This window comes from Corynebacterium tuberculostearicum (assembly GCF_046097465.1).
In the GTDB taxonomy this organism is placed as follows: domain Bacteria; phylum Actinomycetota; class Actinomycetes; order Mycobacteriales; family Mycobacteriaceae; genus Corynebacterium; species Corynebacterium tuberculostearicum_I.
In genome coordinates this window covers 2,170,204-2,189,916 of record NZ_CP175799.1, presented here as the reverse complement: position 1 = coordinate 2,189,916, position 19,713 = coordinate 2,170,204, and the positions used below count along the sequence as shown (strand labels likewise).

Sequence of the window (19,713 nt, the reverse complement as noted above, 5' to 3'; positions counted from 1 at the left end):
AAGAATAATGTCCCAGCGAATCGTTGCCGCGCTCACTGCCGCCGCACTCGGATTGTCCGCCCCAGTGGCTCATGCCGCAGAACCACAGTGGGAATCCTCTGCACCGGAGTCCCTTGGCATCAATGACCCGTCCTGTGTGCCTTCAGGGGACATCACTGAGCCCGTTGTGCTGCTGCATGGAACCTCGAATAATGCTTCCGTGTGGGGAAATTTGGTCCACCTTCTGCAGGACCAGGGGGCGTGCGTGTGGGCCTTTGACTACGGCGCCGATGATGTCACCTTGCAGAATATGATTCCAAGCGTCAAAGCCATCGCGGACCTGGATGATTCGGCCGCGGAAATTGCGGATCAGGTGGACTATGTCCGGGAGGTTACTGGCTCGGACAAGGTGAACTTGGTGGGCCATTCCCAGGGCGGTATGCACATCAAGACCTATACCCAAATGCACGATGGGGCGGATCACGTCTCCCATGCGGTGGCGCTGGGCGGCAACTTCCACGGCACCACGCTCAACGGGCAGGGGGAGGCGCTCTCTAAAATCATTGCCTTCGCACCGCGCCTCGCCGCCTTTCTGGCAAGTACGGCCGGCATTCAGCAAGTGGTGGGGTCGGAGTTTATGAAACGGCTCAATGCGCTGCCAGATACCGCGCCAGGCGTGCTTTATACCTCCATTTACTCGCCGGGGGATACGACGGTGACTCCGAATAGCTCTTCGCAGCTGGCGCTTGTCGACGGCGCCGATGTGGTCAACCTCGACCTGGGCGAGGTCTGCGGCGTGGCTCCTCGGCACGACAAGCTGCCGACCAACCAGACGGTGTTGAGTCAGGTCATTTTTGGCCTGAAGCGCGCCCCGGGGGAGCGGCCGGACCCGTCGACCTGCGTCTCTGAGGGGGCGCCGGCAAGCGGGGCCTAGAGTGGGCCGCCGGCCCCTTAAATGTGAACTTTGACACACAAAATGGTGAACGCCAGGTAAACCTGCAGGAATCCCATTGGTGTAGTTTCATGGCTGTCCGTAGGTGTGGTCAACATGTGGGGTCCAGGGGTGTGCCATCCTGGGAATACCATGACTGTAACTACTACATATTGTGTTAGTTGCGGGTATTTCCCCCAAAGTATAGTGTCGTTGATGTTGCTCAGAGCGGCGCAGGAAGCGCCCGTTTAGGCGGGAAAACGCTCCCCGCTCTGACGAATTTTTCAATGCAGGAGCTTTAAGGATCTATATGTCTATCACCGTTTACACCAAGCCAGCATGCGTCCAGTGCAATGCCACCAAGAAGGCCCTCGACCGCGCCGGTCTCGATTACAACTTGGTCGATATTTCTGTTGATGATGAAGCCCGTGACTACGTCATGGCACTGGGCTACGTTCAGGCCCCGGTAGTTGAGGCTAATGGCGAGCACTGGTCCGGTTTCCGCCCTGACCGTATCAAGGGCTTGGCTTCCGTAGCGGCATCCGCCTAAGAGGTAGGGGAGGCCAGTAGCCATGTTGGTCGTGTATTTTTCCTCCGCGACGGAAAATACGCACCGGTTCGTGCAGAAACTGGGCTTTCCCAGCGCGCGCATTCCGCTGCGCCGCACGGAGGAGCTCCTCAAGGTCAACGAACCTTATGTCTTGGTGTGCCCCACCTATGGCGGGGGCGCTTCCATCAGCCACCAAAACTCCCGGCCCGTGCCAAAGCAGGTTATTAAGTTCCTCAAAGATGAGCACAACCGCAGCCTCATTCGCGCGGTAATCGCGGGTGGCAATAGCAATTTTGGTGCCGACTTTGGCAAGGCTGGTGACGTCATCAGCGCCAAATGTAAAGTGCCCTATGTGTATCGTTTCGAGTTGCTGGGAAACGAAGACGATATAAAAATTTGTCGTGAAGGCTTATTGGCTAACGCCGCCGAGCTTGGGCTCGAGGCTGCGGCCTAGCGCCTACCACGACTTAAATAAAGATCCTGATTTTTAAGAAAGGCCTTGTCAGCTGTGAGTACGCAATTGGGGAAGACCGTCGCCGAGCCAGTAAAGCCAGAAGAGCAATTGGATTACCACGCTCTGAACGCGATGCTGAATCTCTACGATGCTAATGGCAAGATTCAGTTTGAAAAGGACCGCGAGGCCGCTAACCAATTCTTCCTGCAGCACGTTAATCAAAACACGGTCTACTTCCATGATCTGGAAGAAAAGATCGATTACCTGATTAATAACAAGTACTACGACCCGCAGGTCATTGAGCAGTATGATTTCTCCTTTATTAAGGAGCTGTTCAAGCGCGCTTATTCCTATAAGTTCCGCTTCAAGTCCTTCCTGGGTGCGTATAAGTACTACACCAGCTACACGCTGAAGACCTTTGATGGCCGCCGCTACCTCGAGCGCTTTGAGGACCGCGTGTCCATGACGGCCCTGTTCTTGGCGGACGGCGACGCAGGCTTGGCCGAGCACCTCGTAGACGAGATCATGACCGGCCGCTTCCAGCCGGCTACCCCGACCTTCCTCAACGCCGGCAAGGCCCAGCGCGGCGAGCTCGTCTCCTGCTTCCTGCTGCGCATCGAGGACAACATGGAGTCCATCGGCCGCTCCATCAACTCCGCGCTGCAGCTTTCCAAGCGCGGCGGCGGCGTGGCCCTCCTGCTGTCTAATATCCGCGAGTCCGGTGCACCAATTAAGCACATTGAGAACCAGTCTTCCGGCGTCATCCCCGTGATGAAGCTGCTGGAGGATTCCTTCTCCTACGCCAATCAGCTCGGTGCCCGCCAGGGTGCCGGCGCGGTCTACCTCAACGCGCACCACCCGGACATCATGAACTTCCTGGATACCAAGCGCGAGAACGCGGATGAAAAGATCCGCATTAAGACCCTCTCGCTGGGCATCGTCGTGCCGGATATCACCTTTGAGCTGGCTAAGCGCAATGATGATATGTACCTCTTCTCGCCGTATGACGTCGAGCGCGTCTATGGCAAGGCCTTCGGTGACATCTCCGTCACCGAGCACTACGAAGAGATGGTGGAAGACCCACGCATCCGCAAGAAGAAGATCAACGCCCGCCACTTCTTCCAGACCGTGGCCGAGCTGCAGTTCGAGTCCGGTTACCCGTACATCATGTTCGAGGACACCGTAAACCGCGCGAACCCGGTGAAGACCTCGTGGATCAACATGTCCAACCTGTGCTCGGAAATCCTGCAGGTCAACTCCGCATCCGAATTCAACGCGGACCTGACCTACGAGGAGCTGGGCAGCGATATTTCCTGCAACTTGGGTTCCCTGAATATCGCAATGACCATGGATTCGCCGGACTTCGCCAATACGGTGGAAACCGCCATTCGTGGCCTGACCGCCGTGGCGGATAAGACCTCCATCGATTCCGTGCCGTCCGTGCGCCGTGGTAATGACGAGTCCCACGCCATTGGCCTGGGCCAGATGAATCTGCACGGTTACTTGGGCCGCGAGCATATCGAGTATGGCTCGGAAGAGGGCCTGGACTTCACCAACGCCTACTTTGCGGCCGTGCTGTATGCGGCGCTGCGCGCCTCCAATAAGATCGCCCGCGAGCGCGGCGAGTACTTCACGGAGTTCCCGCAGTCCGAGTATGCCTCCGGCGAATTCTTTGACCGCTACGATCCGGAAGAGTTCAAGCCGAAGACCAAGAAGGTGCAGGAGCTTTTCGACGCCTCTTCGATCCACACCCCGTCCGCCCAGGACTGGGAGGATTTGAAGCAGGACGTGGCCAAGTACGGCCTATACAACCGCAACCTGCAGGCGGTGCCGCCGACGGGCTCGATTTCCTATATCAATAACTCCACCTCGTCCATCCACCCGATTGCCTCCAAGATTGAGATCCGCAAGGAAGGCAAGATCGGCCGCGTCTACTACCCGGCGCCGCACATGGATAATGACAACCTGGAGTACTTCAAGGACTCCTATGAAATCGGCTACGAGAAAATCGTCGATACTTATGCCGTAGCCACCAAGTATGTGGACCAGGGCCTATCGCTCACGCTCTTCTTCAAGGACACCGCGACCACTCGTGAGGTCAACCGCGCGCAGATTTATGCGTGGCGCAAGGGCATTAAGACCTTGTACTACATCCGCCTGCGCCAGATGGCGCTGGAAGGTACCGAGGTCGAGGGCTGCGTATCCTGCATGCTCTAAACCGGTGGTAGGGTGCCTCGATGCACGTCGCGGGGAAGGACGTGCATCGAGGCGTTTAGCCGTTTTCGGCCCTAGTGCGGTCGAGAATGGTGCGGGAGGTTTCTTCGGCGGCGTCGGCAAGCCCGGCATCAATGGCGCGGGCCAGTTCCATGTGCAGCTGTGTGGTGCCGCTGATGGGGTCGCGTTTGCGGGAGCCGAAGACGGACTTGCCCTTGAGCATCGCCACTAGGGAGGGGGCGAGCGCGGCGAGCATTTCATTGCCGGAGGCCCGCAGGATGAGGGTGTGGAAGCGCAGATCGGTTTCCAATTCTTCGCCTACGCGCGGAGACGGGGTGGATTCCAGCTCGGCCAATCGCGCGGCGAGGCGCAGCAATTCCGCCCGCTGCTGGGCGGTGGCGTTGCCGGCAGCCAGACGCGCGGCCACCGGTTCGATGCCAAGCCTTAGCTCGTTGAGCCGGGCCACTTGCTGCCCGCACGTTTTATCGTTGTCTAAGCGCCAGGCAATGATCGCTGGGTCATATACCGCCCACTTCTCCATCGGTAGCACCGTGAGGCCCACGCGGCGCCCAGAGCTCACCATGCCGAGATGCTCCAAGGCACGCATGGCCTCGCGGGCCACGGTGCGGGAGATGCCAAAGCGCTTTTCGACGTCCCCCAGCCGGAACCGCTCGCCCTCCGCGAGGTCTCCGCGTACTATATCCGCGCCGAGTTGATCCACCACGGAACCGAGTAGGGGAGGGGTAGCGCTCATGGTGGGGGAATCCTCTCTGTGCAGGCACTCGGAATAGCTGGGATCAGTATAGGCATGAGGCATCCACCACAATGATTTAGAGGGCGGGCGAATTGGGTATGCTGGGGAGCTAAAAGTGTCCGTTTTGAGTATTGGAGTGACGCCGCGTGTCGCACGAGTATGATGACTACGTTTCTAGTCATGAAAAGCCAGTTAAGGCCATTAACTGGAATAGCATCCCGGATGAAAAGGACCTCGAGGTATGGGATCGCCTCACCGGTAATTTCTGGCTGCCGGAAAAGGTCCCCGTCTCCAATGACCTGCCTAGCTGGAAGACGCTGACGGAGAAGGAAAAGGAAACCACCATGCGGGTCTTTACCGGCCTGACGCTGCTGGATACCATCCAGGGCACCGTGGGTGCGATTTCCCTCCTTCCGGATTCCCAGACTCTGCATGAGGAAGCGGTCTACACCAATATCGCCTTCATGGAGTCCGTGCACGCCAAGTCCTATTCCAATATCTTTATGACCCTGGCGTCCACGCCGATGATCAACGATGCCTTCCGCTGGTCCGAAGAAAACGAGAACCTGCAGAAGAAGGCCAAGATCATCTTGTCCTACTACAAGGGCGATGATCCGCTGAAGAAGAAGGTGGCGTCCACGCTGCTGGAGTCCTTCCTGTTCTACTCCGGCTTCTACCTGCCGATGTACTTCTCCTCCCGTGCGAAGCTCACCAACACCGCCGATATCATCCGCCTGATCATCCGCGATGAGGCTGTGCATGGTTACTACATTGGTTATAAGTTCCAGCAGGCGTATAAGCAGCTGGATGAAGAGCACCAGGCAGAGCTGAAGGAATACACCTTCGACTTGGTCTATGACCTCTATGACAATGAGATCGACTACACCGAGGATCTCTACGATGACCTGGGCTGGACCGAGGACGTTAAGCGCTTCCTGCGGTACAACGCCAATAAGGCACTGAATAACTTGGGCTTTGAGGGGCTCTTCCCAGCCGATGAGACCCGCGTTTCCCCGGCTATCTTGTCCTCGTTGTCGCCAAATGCCGATGAGAACCATGACTTCTTCTCTGGTTCGGGTTCGTCCTATGTCATCGGCAAGGCTGAGGACACCACGGATGATGACTGGGACTTCTAAGCATTCCCGCTGATCAGCGTGGTCTTGCAGCACACCTTCTGCTCGAACTCAACCGAAAGGTTGATAACGAGCGGGGGTGTGTTTTTGCGTTTTGGGGCCGCACAATTCGGCGCGGCTGTGACATATAGCACGGTGTATTTCTGGCGAAAACCGTAGGTGGAAATAGTGGCCGCGCCACGTGCAGGGGCAATGTGGCAGATGTGGTCAATGGTGAGGCGTGTCTTCGCATCCGAGTATTGGGGGAAGCTGGAAAGAACAGGGGAAAATGGCCTAATATAAGGCGAGTAAACCTAGGTGTAGGTGGAGTCTGTCCACAGACACTTTGTTATTCAGGAGGATTTTATGACCGCTGTGGCGCCACGGGTCGACGATTACGTCGCCCCCACACGTCCAGAGCCAACCGGTAACGCGAAGACCGGTTCAAAGGCTTGGGTATTTCTAACCACCACCGACCACAAGCAGCTGGGCATCATGTACTTGATCATGTCCTTCAGCTTCTTCTTCCTCGGTGGCTTTATGGCACTGTTGATCCGCGCGGAGCTGTTCACCCCGGGTCTCCAGTTCTTGTCCAATGAGCAGTTCAACCAGCTGTTCACCATGCACGGCACCGTGATGCTGCTGCTGTTTGCGACCCCAGTCGTGTGGGGCTTTGGTAACTACATCCTGCCGCTGCAGATTGGTGCGCCGGACGTGGCCTTCCCTCGTCTAAACGCCTTCGGCTTCTGGGTTACCCTGCTGGGCGGCACCGTGATGCTGCTGGGCTTCGTAACCCCAGGTGGTGCGGCTGACTTCGGCTGGACCATGTACATGCCGCTGGCTGATGGTGTCCACACCCCGGGCATCGGCGCGGATATGTGGATCGTCGGCGTGGGCGCTACCGGTGTCGGTACCATTGCCTCCGCTGTCAACATGATTACGACCATCCTGACCCTGCGCGCACCGGGCATGACCATGTTCCGTCTGCCGGTCTTCAGCTGGGCTGTGTTTACCGCGTCCGCCATCGTGCTGATGATCTTCCCGCTGCTGACCGCTGCAGCACTGGGCGTTCTGTATGACCGCAAGCTGGGCGGCCACATCTACGATTCCGCTAATGGCGGCGCCATCCTGTGGCAGCACCTGTTCTGGTTCTTCGGCCACCCTGAGGTCTACGTCTTGGCACTGCCATTCTTCGGCGTTATCTCTGAGGTCGTTCCGGTCTTCTCCCGCAAGCCGGTCTTCGGCTACATCGGCCTAGTCTTCGCACTGCTGGCCATCGGCTCCCTGTCCATGGCTGTGTGGGCACACCACATGTTCGTCACCGGCGCTATCCTGCTGCCGTTCTTCTCCTTCATGACGTTCCTGATTGCGGTTCCAACCGGTGTTAAGTTCTTCAACTGGGTGGGCACCATGTGGAAGGGTCACATCACCTGGGATACCCCGATGATCTTCGCCATGGGCTTCATGGCTACCTTCCTCTTCGGCGGCATGACCGGCGTTATGCTGGCATCCCCGGCACTGGACTTCCAGCTGGCTGAGTCCTACTTCTTGATTGCGCACTTCCACTACACCCTGTTCGGTACGGTTGTGTTCTCCGCCTTCGCCGGCCTGTACTTCTGGTTCCCGAAGATGACCGGCCGCATGCTGGATGAGCGTCTGGGAAAGATTCACTTCTGGTTGACCTTCATCGGCTTCCACGGCACCTTCTTGGTTCAGCACTGGGTCGGCAACATGGGTATGCCGCGTCGTTACGCTGACTACCTGGAGTCCGATGGCTTCACGGTCTTCAACCAGATTTCCACCATCTTCTCCTTCGTCCTTGGCGCTTCCGTTATCCCGCTGGTGTGGAACGTATTCAAGTCCTGGCGCTATGGCGAGATTGTCACCGTGGATGACCCATGGGGCTACGGCAACTCCCTCGAGTGGGCAACCTCCTGCCCGCCGCCGCGCCACAACTTCGTGTCGCTGCCGCGTATCCGCTCCGAGCGTCCGGCCTTCGAGCTGCACTACCCGCACATGGTTCAGCGCATGCGCGAAGAAGCACACGTGGGTAGCCACTAAAGCGATATAACTCGCTAAAGCACTCCTGACTTAAGCCGCCTCCCAGCCCGCCAAGGGCCGTGGGAGGCGGCTTTGGCGTATCTTATTTGCCCCACGTGCGATAATGGGCGGCGTGAGTACCCAAGCTGATGCCTATGCCGTCATTACCACCACCGGGCCGGACAAGCCCGGGGTCTCGGCTGCCTTCTTCCGCGTGTTGGCGTCTTATAGCGCCGCGCTTGTCGACGTCGAGCAGGCCATCTTTTCCGGCCGTATCACCCTCGCTGCCCATACCCGCATTCCCAGTGCGCGCGCCGAGCAGATTGCACAGGGGTTGCGTAATACCTTGAGCATCTACGGGCAGCAGGTATCCGTGGACGTGCGGGAGGAGGAATCTAGCGCGCGAGCTCGCTCTACGCATGCGGTGGTCCTCATGGGAACGGAAGTAACCGCCCACCACGTAGAGGAGGTCGCCCGCGTATTGGCCAACTTCGATGCCAATATCGATCGCATCCGCGGGCTTTCCACCTCTCCGCTGACCGGGCTGGAGCTTTTCTTGTCCCTCGATGGTTCCGCGGCACCCGTTCGCCAGGCGCTAGCAGAGCTCGCACAGCAGATTGGCATCGACATTGCTATCGAACCGGCGGGCCTGGGCCGGCGTTCCAAGCGCCTCGTCTGCTTCGACTGCGATAGCACCCTCATTCAAGGCGAGGTCATCGAGATGCTGGCCGCGCACGCCGGCAAGGAGGAAGAGGTTGCCGAAATCACGGCCCGGGCTATGCGCGGCGAATTGGACTTTGAGGAGTCCCTGCGCGAGCGCGTGGCCGTTTTGGCCGGCCTGGATGCTTCCATCATTGATGAGGTAGCCCGCGAGATTCAGCTGACCCCCGGTGCCCGCGCGACTATTGCCACGCTCAACCGCATCGGTTATCGCACCGCTGTGGTCTCCGGTGGGTTCATCCAAGTCCTAGAGGGCCTAGCCGCAGAAATGCAATTAGATTACGTCCGCGCCAATACTTTGGAGATCGCCGATGGCAAGCTCACCGGCCGCGTAACCGGCGAGGTGGTTGACCGCAAGGCCAAGGAGGAATTCCTGCGGGAGTTCGCCGCGGATTCTGGAGTGGGCATGCGCCAGACGGTTGCCGTGGGCGACGGTGCCAATGACATCGATATGATTACCGCCGCGGGGCTGGGCATCGCCTTTAACGCTAAGCCGGCGCTGCAAGAAGTGGCGGATACCTCGGTAAATCACCGGCGGCTGGATGAAGTACTACAGATTTTGGGAATCCCGGCCGAGGAGGTTGTTCGTGGATAAGTTTGAAATCGCCCACCAGCGCTTGGTAGAGGCTTGTGACTCGCGCTCGTGGCGCGATGACCCAGAAAACCCTGACGAGCCCGCCACCATCCAAGCGATGCAGATTGCGCTTAACCTGCCAAAGCAGGAGCCGCCGGCGCGCACGGAGGTGCTAGAGGCGGCCGCCAGTGCCGTTGTGGCCGTGTGCCTGGACGAGCGCGCGGGGGAGGACGGGGCCTTCGCCCACGCCCTGGGCCAGTGGTACGGCCACCGCATCCGCAAGATCGCCCGCCGGGCGCGCAATAAGGCCTGGCGCGATGTGCAGAGCCTGCCCGGCGTGACCGTGGCGGACCGTGCCCGGGCCTTCGCGCCTTCGGCCGTGGGGGAGGTGGACCCGCTCATCAGCAAGCTGCAAATCGGTCACACTGACCTTGCCTATGATGAGCCAGGAGCCCCGCTTGGCGACGTCCCCGTCATCTACGTCGACCGCAGCCTCGACATGTCTGCCGGCAAGGCCGCAGCGCAGGTGGGCCACGGTTCGATGATGCTCGCCGCGGCGATGTCGGTGGGGGAGGCCCGTGCCTGGGCCGGCACCGGTTTTAAGCTTTCGGTGCGCGAGGTGTCCGGAGAAGATTTTCGCACCGCCTGTGCACAGGACGGCGCCGTGGTCATCGTGGACGCCGGCTTTACGGAGATTGCGCCGGACTCGGCTACCGTGTGCGCTTTGCGGCGACCAATCGCTTAAGCGCGCCGCGCACCGTATCCGGGTCGGTGGTTTGCCAAAAGCGCGGCATGGAGGCCTTGAGGAAGCTGCCGTAGCGCTTATACTCCAAGCGGTTATCGAGCACGGCCACCACTCCGCGGTCGGTCACGTGGCGCAGCAGGCGGCCTGCGCCCTGTGCCATGAGCAAGGCGGCGTGGTTGGCGGAAACCTCCATGAATCCGGAGCGGCCCGCTGCATCGGCTGCTTGGGCGCGCGCCTGCATGAGGGGATCGTCCGGCCGGGGGAACGGAATGCGGTCGATGATGACCAGCGAACAGGCCGGTCCCGGCACGTCCACGCCTTGCCACAGGGTAAGCGTGCCGAAGAGGCAGGAGTTTTCCTTCTGGGAGAATTTCTCTACCAGTGCGCCGATGGAATCCTCGCCTTGCACGAAGAGGTCAAAGGGGATGCGCGGCTTGAGGGCGGTGGCCGCCTCTTCCGCCGCGCGGCGGGAGGAAAACAGACCAAGCGTGCGCCCGCCGGCGGCCATAATGAGCTCGTAGATCTCATCGATGGTTTCTTTGGGCAGGCCGTCGCGGCCCGGCGTGGGTAGGTGTTTGGCGGTATACAGGATGCCGGATTTGGCTGGGTCGAAAGGCGTGCCCGCGTCCAAGGTGTCGTAGGTACCGCTCGGCATGCCCCACTGGGCGGCCATGGCATCGAAGCGGCCGCCGAGGGCGAGGGTGGCCGAGGTCAGCACCACCGTCTGCTCCCCAAAGAGGTTCTCGCGCAGCATGTGGGCAATGGAGAGGGGAGCCACGGCGAGGGTCTCGGCGTCGCTGCGCGGATCGCGCTCGAGCCAGACGACGTCGTCTTGCTTGGCTGGGTCATCGGTGGCGAAAACCTCCAGCATGCGCGCCATGGCCTGCGCTAGGTCGGAAAGGTGGTTGCTGAGGTTCTGGCGCTCGGCGTTTTTCTCCGGGTCGTCGGTGGCTTCGCCTTCTGGTGCGCGAGAAATGAGGGACTTAACGCGCAGAAATTCGTCGGCAAGCGCGCGCAGGTGGCCCTGTGAGGTTTCATCTAGGTCTGTCCAACGGCCTGGCTCTTGGATTTTCATCAGGTCATCAAATTCCTCGGCCAAGTCCGAGAGGCTGCCAGCATTGCCCAGCGACTTCGCGCGGTTGGCGGCCATCTTGATGGCGCGGGTAGTAATCTCCGCGGTAGATACAGAGGTGATGCGGCCGTCGAGCTCGTGGGCCTCATCGATAATGGCGACGTCGTGCTCCGGCAAAATATTTGCCTCAGAAACCGCGTCGATGGCGAGCATGGCGTGGTTGGTGACCACGATATCGACGTCGGCAGCCGCCCTACGAGCCTCTTCTGCAAAGCAATCCGGCCCGTGCGGGCAGCGCGAAGCGCCCAAGCACTCGTTGGAAGTGACCGATACCGCCCGCCACACCAAGTCCGGCACGCCCGGCTCTAGATCATCGCGGTCACCGGTGTCGGTTTCCTGCGCCCACTCGTGGATACGGCGCACGGCCTTGCCGCGGTGGGATATCTCGGATTCGTCGATAAGAGCTTCCGGATCATCCGGGGTAGCCGCAATCTTATTCATGCACAGGTAGTTATTGCGGCCCTTCATGATGGCGAAGGTGGGCGTACGCTCCATCACAGGGGCGAGCGCCTCAGTAAGCCGCGGCAGATCGCGCTCCACCAGCTGGCGCTGCAAGGCTAGGGTCGCGGTGGAGACGATGACGGTGGACCCCGAGTTCATCGCATGCCGGATAGCCGGGACCAAGTAGGCCAGGGACTTACCGGTACCGGTACCGGCCTGCACAGCTAGGTGACGCTCCTTGTCGAGCGCGGCCGAGACGGCCGTGGCCATGCGCACCTGGCCTTCGCGCCGGCTGCCGCCCAGCGCGTCAACGGCCTTGCCCAGCAGCGTTTCCGTGTCGAGGTTTAGGGGCTCATCTGCGTGCTCACTCACCCCACACAGTCTAGCGGCCTACTTTTTAAAGCCCACCATCCGCGTGGGCACTGCCGCTTCATCGCGGGAGAGTGCCAGGCCTTCCCATGGCAGGGTCTTGCGGGCCTGAGCTAAATACTCGCGGGAGGAATGCAGATCCGGCAGTCCGTCGACGATGTGGCCATCGCGCATGAGCGGAATGGTCATGTCGCGGGTATCGAGCTGGCCGGTATCTGGCGCCGGTGCCTCAAAGGGGTAGACGATTTCCTCCACGGCGACGCCGGAGGAACGGTAGGTGCGCAGCGCACGCTTGGCACCGCCGACGGATTGCTTGGAGGAAGAGCGCTTTGCCACCGGTATGCCGTCTACCTCAACGACCTTGTAGACCATGCCGGCGGTGGGCGCACCGGAGCCGGTTACTACGGACGTACCGACGCCGTAGGCGTCTACCGGATCGCCGCGCAGGCCAGCGATGGCGAACTCGTCGAGGTCGGAGGAGACCACGATATTGGTGTTGTGATTGCCCAAATCATCCAGCTGCTTGCGCACGCGGCGGGTGACCGCACCCAGGTCACCGGAATCGATGCGAACGCCGCCGAGCTTCGGTCCGCCTACCTTCACTGCGGTCTCGACACCCTTGGTGATGTCATAGGTATCGACCAACAGCGTGGTGTCCACACCGAGGGTGTCGATCTGGGAGCGGAAGGCGGCCTCTTCGTTCGGGGTACCATCCGGGTTGGTATGCGCCAAGGTCCAAGAGTGGGCGGCAGTGCCGGAGACCGGAATGCCGTAGCGGTAGCCTGCCTCCAGGTTGGAGGTGGCATTGAAGCCGGCCAGGTAGGCCGCGCGGGCGGAGGTTACCGCCGCATACTCGTGGGTGCGGCGCGAGCCCATCTCGATAATGGGGCGGCCGTCGGCCGCCGTGACCATGCGGGAGGCGGCCGAAGCCACCGCGGAATCGGCGTTCATGATGGACAAGATGACGGTCTCCAAAATCAAGCATTCCCCAAAGGTGCCGCGCACCGTCAGAATGGGGGAGTTGGGGAAATAAAGCTCGCCCTCGCGGTAGCCGTCAATCTGCCCGGAAAAGCGATAGTGGCGCAGATACTCCTTGGTCTGCTCATCCAGGAAGTCCATCTCCGCTAACTGATTGGCCGAAAAGCGGAAATCCTCCACTGCGCGCAGGACGCGTTCGGTGCCGGCAACGACGCCATAGCGGCGCTCATTGGGCAGGCGACGGCCGAATACCTCGCAGGTGACCTGGCGGTTTGCCGAGCCATCGCGCAGCGCGGCCTGGAGCATCGTTAGCTCATATTTATCCGTGAGCAGTGCAGTAGAGCGATCATTAGGGATAGCTTTGTCATTCACGGGAGTGATAATACCCACTGACTAGGTGGTTTTCAGGGGTTTAGATTCTTTGGCGCCGGAATGTGCGAAGCCAGATTGCGCGGGCCCACAATAGATTCCCAAATATGGTTAGGCTAGAAAGCATGAAGGCGCAATTTCCTGTAGTCCGGATGAGCTCTCCGATGGCTACGCCCGAATTGGATGAAGAACTCGACGTAGACGTAGCCACGAGCGAGAACCTGCCGTGGATGTGCATCGTGTGGGATGACCCCGTCAATCTGATGAGCTACGTGTCCTATGTATTCCAAACCGTGTTGGGATATGACAAGAAGCGGGCCAATGAACTCATGATGCAGGTCCACACCGAGGGCAAGGCCGCCGTGTCCAGCGGCGAGCGCGACAAGATTGAAGCGGACGTGAAAAAGCTCCAGATCGCCGGTCTGTGGGCAACGATGCAGCAGGCAGGTTAGATAGATGCAACCGTGGAAGAAAAAGAAGTCCCTCATGCGCGCGCCGAAGATCACGGCCGTATTCGAACCAATGGAGCGCGAAGTACTGGGCGATCTCACCGCCACTGTCTCCGAGGCGATCATCAAGCGCGCCCAGTCCGCGCCTAAGGACGAGCTGGCGGAAATGCTGGACATGCCCACCGGCCACACCGAAGCCCCGGACGATCCCTCGCTGGCCCGTCTCTTCCCGGACTTTGAAATGCCCGGCGATGAGGAATATGAAGGCGATGCATCATTGCTGCGTTCCCTGCATGAAAACGACATTGCGCGCGCAAAGCTGGAAAACCTGCAGGTGATTGGCTCTGCCCTCGGACCTACCGGTGGGGTAGAGGTCACCATCAACGAGCAAGAGGCCCAGGCCTTCGTCGCCGGCCTCAACGACCTCCGCCTCTTTGTCGCGGCGGGCGATGTGGCCGATAACAACCTGATGTCTGACCGCGATAGCCTCGTGGAGTGGCTGGCTTTTTGCCAGGATTCGCTGCTGCAGGTGTTGATGGACTAATGCTGGACGGCATGAGCATCGGGCACTATAGCGGCACCGATACCGGAGTCACAGTGCTCTACTGCGGGCCGGGCGGAGCGCTCGGCAGCGTCGATGTGCGCGGCGGCGGCCCAGGCACCCGCGAAACGGACCTTTTACAGCCGCACAATACGGTCGAGCGCGTCCACGCCGTGGTGTTAGCAGGCGGCTCCGCCTTTGGCCTGGCCGCTGCCGACGGCGTGATGAATGAGCTGGCAGAGCAAGGGATTGGCTTTCCCGTCTTCGGCGAGGATAAGCCTGGGCCGCGCGTGCCCATCGTTCCCGGCGCCGTGATTTTTGATCTGCTGGTCGGGCCTTCCCGCCCTGGGCCGGAAGAAGGCGCGGCCGCGCTGCGAGCCGCGCTCATAGGCAGCGACGAATCCATGGGTTCGGTGGGAGCCGGCGTGGGTGCTACTGCTGGCAAACTGCGGGGCGGCTTCGGGCTGGCCACGCGCCGGGTGGGTGACTACGAGGTCAGCGCCGCGATGGTTGCCAACCCCGTGGGCGAGGTCATTGAGCCGCAGTCCGGCCGGCTGTACGGCGCGCCGGGGCACACCCCGGTCAATGCTGCCGCCTACCGCGCCTTGCCGCACCCAGCGGAGTCCAAGCTCAATACCACCATCGGCGCCGTGCTTACCGACGCCCCCGTTACCACCGCCCAAGCCCAGCGCCTGGCCATGACTGCCCACGACGGCATCGCCCGTGCGGTACGTCCTGCGCATTCGCCGCTGGATGGGGACACAATCTTTGCCCTATCCACCGCCAAGCGCCCGGCCGACCTGAGCACGCAGGTGGTCACCCAGCTGTGCGCCGCGGCCGCCGACGCCGTGGAAGAAGCCATCGTCAACGCGGTCACCGCCGCCAACCCCGGCCTAGGCTTGAGCGCGTACCGCGATCTGCTGGACTAAGATAAGGCGCATTATGACTTCAGGTGGAACATCTAACTACCGGCCGGCGCCCGCGGGCCAGGTCAATCGCGGCGACTCCAAGAACTACACCCGCAGCGGTCGCATCACCACCGGCTTTTCTATAGCCTTTGGCTTCCTCGTGGTGGAGTGGGCGGTCCACATCATCAACGCTTTCCTGTTTGGTGGCCAGCTTTCTAACTACGGCATTCGCCCGCTGGATTTCAATGGCATCTGGGGCATTGTCACCGCCCCGTTGCTCCACGCCAACTTTGAGCACTTGATGTCCAACTCGGTGCCCGGCGCCATCTTCTGCTTCCTTATCGGCCTTTCCGGCCGCAAGGCCTGGTGGGAGGTCACGCTGATCACCACGCTGGTCGCGGGTCTTGGAACCTGGTTTATCGGCGGCCCCGGTACCTCCCATATCGGTGCTTCCAGCTTGGTCTATGGCTGGTTGGCGTATCTGATTGTGCGCGGAATTTTTAACCGTTCGCTCATCCAGACCATCTTGGGCATCGTGCTCGGCTTCGCCTACTCCGGCTTGGTATGGGGCGTGTTGCCCGTCTACGAGGGCGTGAGCTGGCAGGGCCACCTCTTCGGCGCCATCGGCGGAATCCTCGCCGGTATGACCATTACCTCGGACGACCCGGTTAAGGCAGTGAAGCGCTAATGCCAACTGCGACCTCTCCCATCGGCATCTTTGATTCCGGCGTGGGCGGGCTCACCGTAGCACGCGCGGTGATGGAACAGCTGCCGCACGAATCCGTCATCTATACCGGCGATACCGCGCACAGTCCTTATGGCCCGCGGCCCATCTCGGAAGTCCGCGCCTTTTCCCAAGACGTGGCCGATCGGCTGGTGGAGCGCGGCTGCAAAATGCTGGTCATTGCCTGCAATACCGCCACCGCCGCCTTCTTGCATGATGCGCGCGAGCGCTACGATATCCCCATCGTGGAGGTCATCCGGCCCGCGGTGCGCCGCGCCATGTCCACCACGCGCAACGGAAAAATCGGCGTCATCGGCACCGAAGGCACCATCAAATCCGGTGCCTACCAAGACTTATTCGCACTTAACCCCAAGGTGCAGGCCTTTGCCACCGCCTGCCCGGACTTTGTTCCCTTTGTCGAGCGCGGCATTACCGCCGGCCGCCAGATCCTCGGCGTCGCCGAGGGCTACCTGGCCCCGCTGCAGGAACAAGGGGTAGACACGCTGGTCCTGGGCTGCACGCACTATCCGCTGCTGACCGGCATTATCCAGCTGGCGATGGGCGAAAATGTCTCGCTGGTGACCTCCTCGGAGGAAACCACCAAGGACGTGATACGGATTCTCACGGAAACGGATATGTTGGCCCCCGCAGAGAATCAGCCGGTCCACACTTTTGAATCCACCGGCGATCCGGAAGCCTTTGCCCGCCTTGCCACGCGCTTTCTCGGCCCCCAGATTGCATAAGGAAGTGCAATTTCTCCCCCGTTTGCACGTTGAGTACGCATGCGGGGCGATTTCATGGAACTATTGAGCCCATGAAGCTGACCATCTTAGGCTGCTCCGGTAGCGTCCCCACCGCCCAAAATCCCGCCTCCGGCTACTTGCTGTCCTTCGATAATGCGCCGTCCATCGTCCTCGACATGGGCCCTGGCACCTTGGCGCAGCTGGAACAGCAGCAGGATCCTTGCGATGCGCACGTGGCTTTTAGTCACCTGCATGCCGATCACTGCCTGGATTTTCCTTCCCTGATGGTGTGGCGCCGCTTCCATCCCACGGCGCCGGCGGCTTCGCGCAATATGTGCTTCGGGCCGAAGGCTACGCCTACGCATCTGGGCCGCCTGTCCTCGGATGAGGTCGATGGCATCGATGACATGTCCGATACCTTCGCCTTTAGCGCCTGGGAGCCGGGCGAGCGCCAGCTCGTGGATGACGTCTATATCACCCCCTTCCCGGTAAATCACCCGGTAGAGGCCTATGCCTTGCGCGTGGAGCACACGAAGACGGGCCAGACCATTACCTATTCCGGTGACTCTTCGTATACGCCCGCGCTTGTCGAAGCCGCCCGTGGTGCCGATATCTTCCTCTGCGAGGCGGCTTGGGGCGAGACCTCTGAGGGCAAGGCGCCGGACATGCACATGTCGGGCGCGGAAGCCGGTAGGGCGGCGCGCGAGGCGGGTGTGGGCAAGCTCGTGCTTATCCACATTCAGCCGTGGGGCGATGCGCAAGCTACTTTGGAGGCCGCCCGCTCCGAATTCGATGGCGAGATTGTCCTCGGCGCCGCGGGGATGGAGTTCTAAGATACGCTGGACGGCATGACTGAATTTACTCGTGCCGATGGGCGCGCGCTGGACCAGATGCGCAGCGTCCGCATTACCCGCAATTTCACCACCAACCCGGCCGGCTCGGTGCTGGTGGAGTTTGGCAATACCCGCGTCATGTGCACCGCATCTGTGGAATACGGCGTGCCGCGCTTCAAGCGTGATTCGGGCGAAGGCTGGCTTACCGCCGAGTACGCCATGTTGCCTTCTGCCACCCACGATCGCATGCCGCGCGAATCCATGAAGGGCAAGGTCAAGGGCCGCACCCATGAGATTTCCCGCCTCGTCGGCCGTTCCCTGCGCGCTGCGGTGGACTTGGAGGAGCTGGGCGAGAACACCATCCAGCTCGACTGCGACGTCCTGCAGGCCGATGGCGGCACCCGCACTGCGTCTATCACCGGCGCCTATGTTGCGCTTGCCGACGCCATCGCACACCTCAAGGCCGAGGGCGTTGTCCCCGGCGAGCCGCTGCTCGATCCCATCGCCGCGGTCTCGGTCGGCATCATTGATGGCGAAATCTGCCTCGACCTGCCTTATGAGGAAGATTCCCGCGCGGAGGTCGACCTCAACGTGGTGATGCAAGAATCCGGTGACTTCGTGGAAATCCAGGGCACCGGCGAGCACGGCCTCTTTGGCCGCGAGGAGCTCAATGAGATGCTTGACGTAGCGCAGAAGGGCTGCCGCGAGCTCATCGCCGCACAGAAGGCGGCGCTGGGGTGGTAATTCTCGTCGCGTCCAATAATCCGAAGAAGCTCGCGGATCTCGAGCGCATCTTGGCCGATGCCGGCATCGAGGGCGTCGAGCTGCGCCCGCTATCCGCTGTGGAGCCCTACCCAGAGCCGGTGGAGGACGGCCGCACCTTTGCCGATAACGCGCTCATCAAGGCCCGCGCCGGCGCGGCTGCGACCGGCTTTGCTACCGTCGCGGATGATTCCGGCCTGGCCATCGAAGAGCTCAACGGCATGCCAGGCGTGCTTTCCGCCCGCTGGTCCGGCCAGCACGGCAATGACCAGGCCAATAATGACCTGGTCTTGGCGCAGATGGCCGATGTCCCCGATGAGCGCCGCGCCGCCGCCTTTGTCTCCGTCTGCGCGCTCGTGACTCCCGATGGCACCGAGCACGTGGCCGAGGGCCGCTGGGAAGGCCGCTTCCTGCGCGAGCCGCGCGGGGACAACGGCTTTGGCTATGACCCGCTCTTTCAGCCAGAAGGCGAGTCCCGGTCGGCCGCGGAGATGTCCCCAGAAGAAAAGAACGCGGTCTCGCATCGCGGCCGCGCTCTGAGTCAACTAGTCCCCGCCATCGCGGAGCTGGTTCGCAGTTCCTAAAGCTGGAACTCCTCCTTAATCTCCTTGCGGCGCTTGTGCTCCATCCAGAAGGACAGGAAGGGCACCACGCCGGCAAGGGCGGTGGTAAAGAGCTTGCCCACCGGCCACAGCGCGCGCGGGCCGAGGATGAGGATGGACAGCAGGTAGGTCATGTACGCGATGCCGTGCACGATCGCGATATAGGTGGCCCACTCTGGGATCTCCATGCCGATGAGGTACTGGCAGACCATGCGGATGACCAGGATAATCAGGAAGACACCGGTCACGGTGGCCGCGATGGAGAAAAACTTCAAAGGTCCGCGGATGCGGGCCTGGCGGGCGGGGTGAACTTTATTGGTCATAATCAGCTTTCTTCATTCTCGCCGCGCCGGCGGCGCGGGGTATTCATGGCGTTGAACGTGTCCACATCTATTTGAGGCCGCTGGGGCAGGAAATCCTCATCGATTTTGGTGTCCGCCTGCGGCGGTGCGGGAGACTCAGTCGGGGCCTCAGTGGTGGTGCTATCCATGTCGCGGGCTTCTTCCTCGGCCGCGAGGCGCTCGTTTTCATAGCGCAGCGTGGTGTGATAGGCGTAGACCACGAACACGGCGAACAGTGGCCACTGGAAGGCATAGCCCAAGTTTTGGAAGGTGCCCGAGCCGGAGCGGAAGCGCGTCCATTGCCAATAGGCCAGGAATAGGAAGAGCACGACGAAAAACGCGATGAGGAGGATGTGCCACCACCGCACCTGCACGCGCTTGTTCTTCTTTTCCTCTTGAGTGCTCACGCGATCCACCCTACCCACCACCGGCCGGAAAACAGAACACC

The 19,713-nt window shown here is 61.0% G+C and carries 21 protein-coding genes; 16 read left to right on the top strand and 5 right to left on the bottom strand.

The window, feature by feature from the left end:
- The first annotated feature begins 7 nt into the window (after nucleotides 1-7).
- The 4 genes from ACKFRX_RS10350 to nrdE all read left to right on the top strand — a co-directional run bounded on the left by ACKFRX_RS10350 (nucleotide 8) and on the right by nrdE (nucleotide 4,131).
- Nucleotides 8-913: an alpha/beta fold hydrolase gene (locus ACKFRX_RS10350; RefSeq protein WP_408927791.1), complete on the top strand. Its 906-nt coding sequence runs from the start codon at nucleotides 8-10 to the stop codon at nucleotides 911-913.
- Nucleotides 914-1,220: 307 nt separating this feature from the next.
- Nucleotides 1,221-1,460, top strand: a complete 240-nt coding sequence (gene nrdH / locus ACKFRX_RS10345) for a glutaredoxin-like protein NrdH (protein ID WP_198491999.1) — start codon at nucleotides 1,221-1,223, stop codon at nucleotides 1,458-1,460.
- Between the two features lie 22 nt (nucleotides 1,461-1,482).
- On the top strand, nucleotides 1,483-1,914 hold the full coding sequence (gene nrdI, locus ACKFRX_RS10340; RefSeq protein ID WP_150850756.1) for a class Ib ribonucleoside-diphosphate reductase assembly flavoprotein NrdI: 432 nt from the start codon (nucleotides 1,483-1,485) through the stop codon (nucleotides 1,912-1,914).
- 54 nt (nucleotides 1,915-1,968) lie between these two features.
- Entirely contained in the window at nucleotides 1,969-4,131 is a 2,163-nt protein-coding gene (gene nrdE / locus ACKFRX_RS10335) for a class 1b ribonucleoside-diphosphate reductase subunit alpha (protein WP_198491998.1), read from the top strand.
- 55 nt (nucleotides 4,132-4,186) lie between these two features.
- Here the strand turns inward: nrdE and ACKFRX_RS10330 are convergent, their stop codons facing one another.
- Nucleotides 4,187-4,882, bottom strand: coding sequence for an FCD domain-containing protein (locus tag ACKFRX_RS10330; RefSeq protein WP_347950572.1), 696 nt, complete (start codon nucleotides 4,880-4,882; stop codon nucleotides 4,187-4,189).
- Nucleotides 4,883-5,028: 146 nt separating this feature from the next.
- Between ACKFRX_RS10330 and nrdF the strand changes: the two genes are divergently transcribed.
- The 4 genes from nrdF (at nucleotide 5,029) to ACKFRX_RS10310 (ending at nucleotide 10,073) form a co-directional block, all read left to right on the top strand.
- Complete coding sequence (gene nrdF / locus ACKFRX_RS10325) at nucleotides 5,029-6,018, top strand: class 1b ribonucleoside-diphosphate reductase subunit beta (RefSeq protein WP_005323941.1); 990 nt, start codon at nucleotides 5,029-5,031, stop codon at nucleotides 6,016-6,018.
- Nucleotides 6,019-6,360: 342 nt separating this feature from the next.
- Complete coding sequence (ctaD, locus tag ACKFRX_RS10320) at nucleotides 6,361-8,055, top strand: cytochrome c oxidase subunit I (RefSeq protein ID WP_005327325.1); 1,695 nt, start codon at nucleotides 6,361-6,363, stop codon at nucleotides 8,053-8,055.
- 103 nt (nucleotides 8,056-8,158) lie between these two features.
- A complete protein-coding gene (gene serB / locus ACKFRX_RS10315; protein WP_408927790.1) occupies nucleotides 8,159-9,349 on the top strand; it encodes a phosphoserine phosphatase SerB in 1,191 nt (396 codons plus the stop codon).
- Nucleotides 9,342-10,073: a peptidyl-tRNA hydrolase gene (locus ACKFRX_RS10310; RefSeq protein WP_408927789.1), complete on the top strand. Its 732-nt coding sequence runs from the start codon at nucleotides 9,342-9,344 to the stop codon at nucleotides 10,071-10,073. The genes serB and ACKFRX_RS10310 overlap by 8 nt, the downstream gene beginning before the upstream one ends.
- Here the strand turns inward: ACKFRX_RS10310 and ACKFRX_RS10305 are convergent.
- The gene (locus ACKFRX_RS10305; protein ID WP_408927788.1) at nucleotides 10,039-12,018 is read right to left on the bottom strand and encodes an ATP-dependent DNA helicase; all 1,980 of its coding nucleotides are present in this window, start codon (nucleotides 12,016-12,018) and stop codon (nucleotides 10,039-10,041) included. The two genes, ACKFRX_RS10310 and ACKFRX_RS10305, sit on opposite strands and share 35 nt — an antisense overlap.
- Nucleotides 12,019-12,036: 18 nt before the next feature.
- Nucleotides 12,037-13,365 (bottom strand): nicotinate phosphoribosyltransferase, encoded by a 1,329-nt coding sequence (locus ACKFRX_RS10300; RefSeq protein ID WP_408927787.1) that lies wholly within the window; start codon nucleotides 13,363-13,365, stop codon nucleotides 12,037-12,039.
- Between the two features lie 122 nt (nucleotides 13,366-13,487).
- On the opposite strand from ACKFRX_RS10300, the gene clpS reads away from it, so the two are divergent.
- The 8 genes from clpS (at nucleotide 13,488) to rdgB (ending at nucleotide 18,906) form a co-directional block, all read left to right on the top strand.
- Nucleotides 13,488-13,814, top strand: coding sequence for an ATP-dependent Clp protease adapter ClpS (clpS, locus tag ACKFRX_RS10295; protein ID WP_005323948.1), 327 nt, complete (start codon nucleotides 13,488-13,490; stop codon nucleotides 13,812-13,814).
- A 4-nt stretch (nucleotides 13,815-13,818) separates the two neighbouring features.
- A complete protein-coding gene (locus tag ACKFRX_RS10290; RefSeq protein WP_005327313.1) occupies nucleotides 13,819-14,355 on the top strand; it encodes a DUF2017 domain-containing protein in 537 nt (178 codons plus the stop codon).
- Entirely contained in the window at nucleotides 14,355-15,281 is a 927-nt protein-coding gene (locus ACKFRX_RS10285; RefSeq protein ID WP_408928285.1) for a P1 family peptidase, read from the top strand. The genes ACKFRX_RS10290 and ACKFRX_RS10285 overlap by 1 nt, the downstream gene beginning before the upstream one ends.
- A gap of 13 nt (nucleotides 15,282-15,294) precedes the next feature.
- A complete protein-coding gene (locus ACKFRX_RS10280) occupies nucleotides 15,295-15,948 on the top strand; it encodes a rhomboid family intramembrane serine protease (protein ID WP_250412422.1) in 654 nt (217 codons plus the stop codon).
- Nucleotides 15,948-16,727, top strand: a complete 780-nt coding sequence (gene murI / locus ACKFRX_RS10275) for a glutamate racemase (RefSeq protein WP_408927786.1) — start codon at nucleotides 15,948-15,950, stop codon at nucleotides 16,725-16,727. Before ACKFRX_RS10280 ends, murI begins: the two co-directional genes overlap by 1 nt.
- A gap of 71 nt (nucleotides 16,728-16,798) precedes the next feature.
- Complete coding sequence (locus tag ACKFRX_RS10270) at nucleotides 16,799-17,560, top strand: MBL fold metallo-hydrolase (protein WP_150850378.1); 762 nt, start codon at nucleotides 16,799-16,801, stop codon at nucleotides 17,558-17,560.
- A 15-nt stretch (nucleotides 17,561-17,575) separates the two neighbouring features.
- Nucleotides 17,576-18,304, top strand: a complete 729-nt coding sequence (gene rph, locus ACKFRX_RS10265) for a ribonuclease PH (protein ID WP_005323955.1) — start codon at nucleotides 17,576-17,578, stop codon at nucleotides 18,302-18,304.
- Nucleotides 18,298-18,906 (top strand): RdgB/HAM1 family non-canonical purine NTP pyrophosphatase, encoded by a 609-nt coding sequence (gene rdgB / locus ACKFRX_RS10260; RefSeq protein WP_408927785.1) that lies wholly within the window; start codon nucleotides 18,298-18,300, stop codon nucleotides 18,904-18,906. The genes rph and rdgB overlap by 7 nt, the downstream gene beginning before the upstream one ends.
- Here rdgB and ACKFRX_RS10255 read toward each other — a convergent pair.
- Both ACKFRX_RS10255 and ACKFRX_RS10250 read right to left on the bottom strand, forming a co-directional pair.
- Nucleotides 18,903-19,247 carry a DUF3817 domain-containing protein gene (locus tag ACKFRX_RS10255; protein WP_204611086.1) on the bottom strand — a complete coding sequence of 115 codons (345 nt, stop codon included), beginning with the start codon at nucleotides 19,245-19,247 and terminating at the stop codon, nucleotides 18,903-18,905. The genes rdgB and ACKFRX_RS10255 overlap by 4 nt on opposite strands.
- A 2-nt stretch (nucleotides 19,248-19,249) precedes the next feature.
- The gene (locus ACKFRX_RS10250) at nucleotides 19,250-19,672 is read right to left on the bottom strand and encodes a hypothetical protein (protein WP_408927784.1); all 423 of its coding nucleotides are present in this window, start codon (nucleotides 19,670-19,672) and stop codon (nucleotides 19,250-19,252) included.
- Nucleotides 19,673-19,713: the final 41 nt, after the last annotated feature.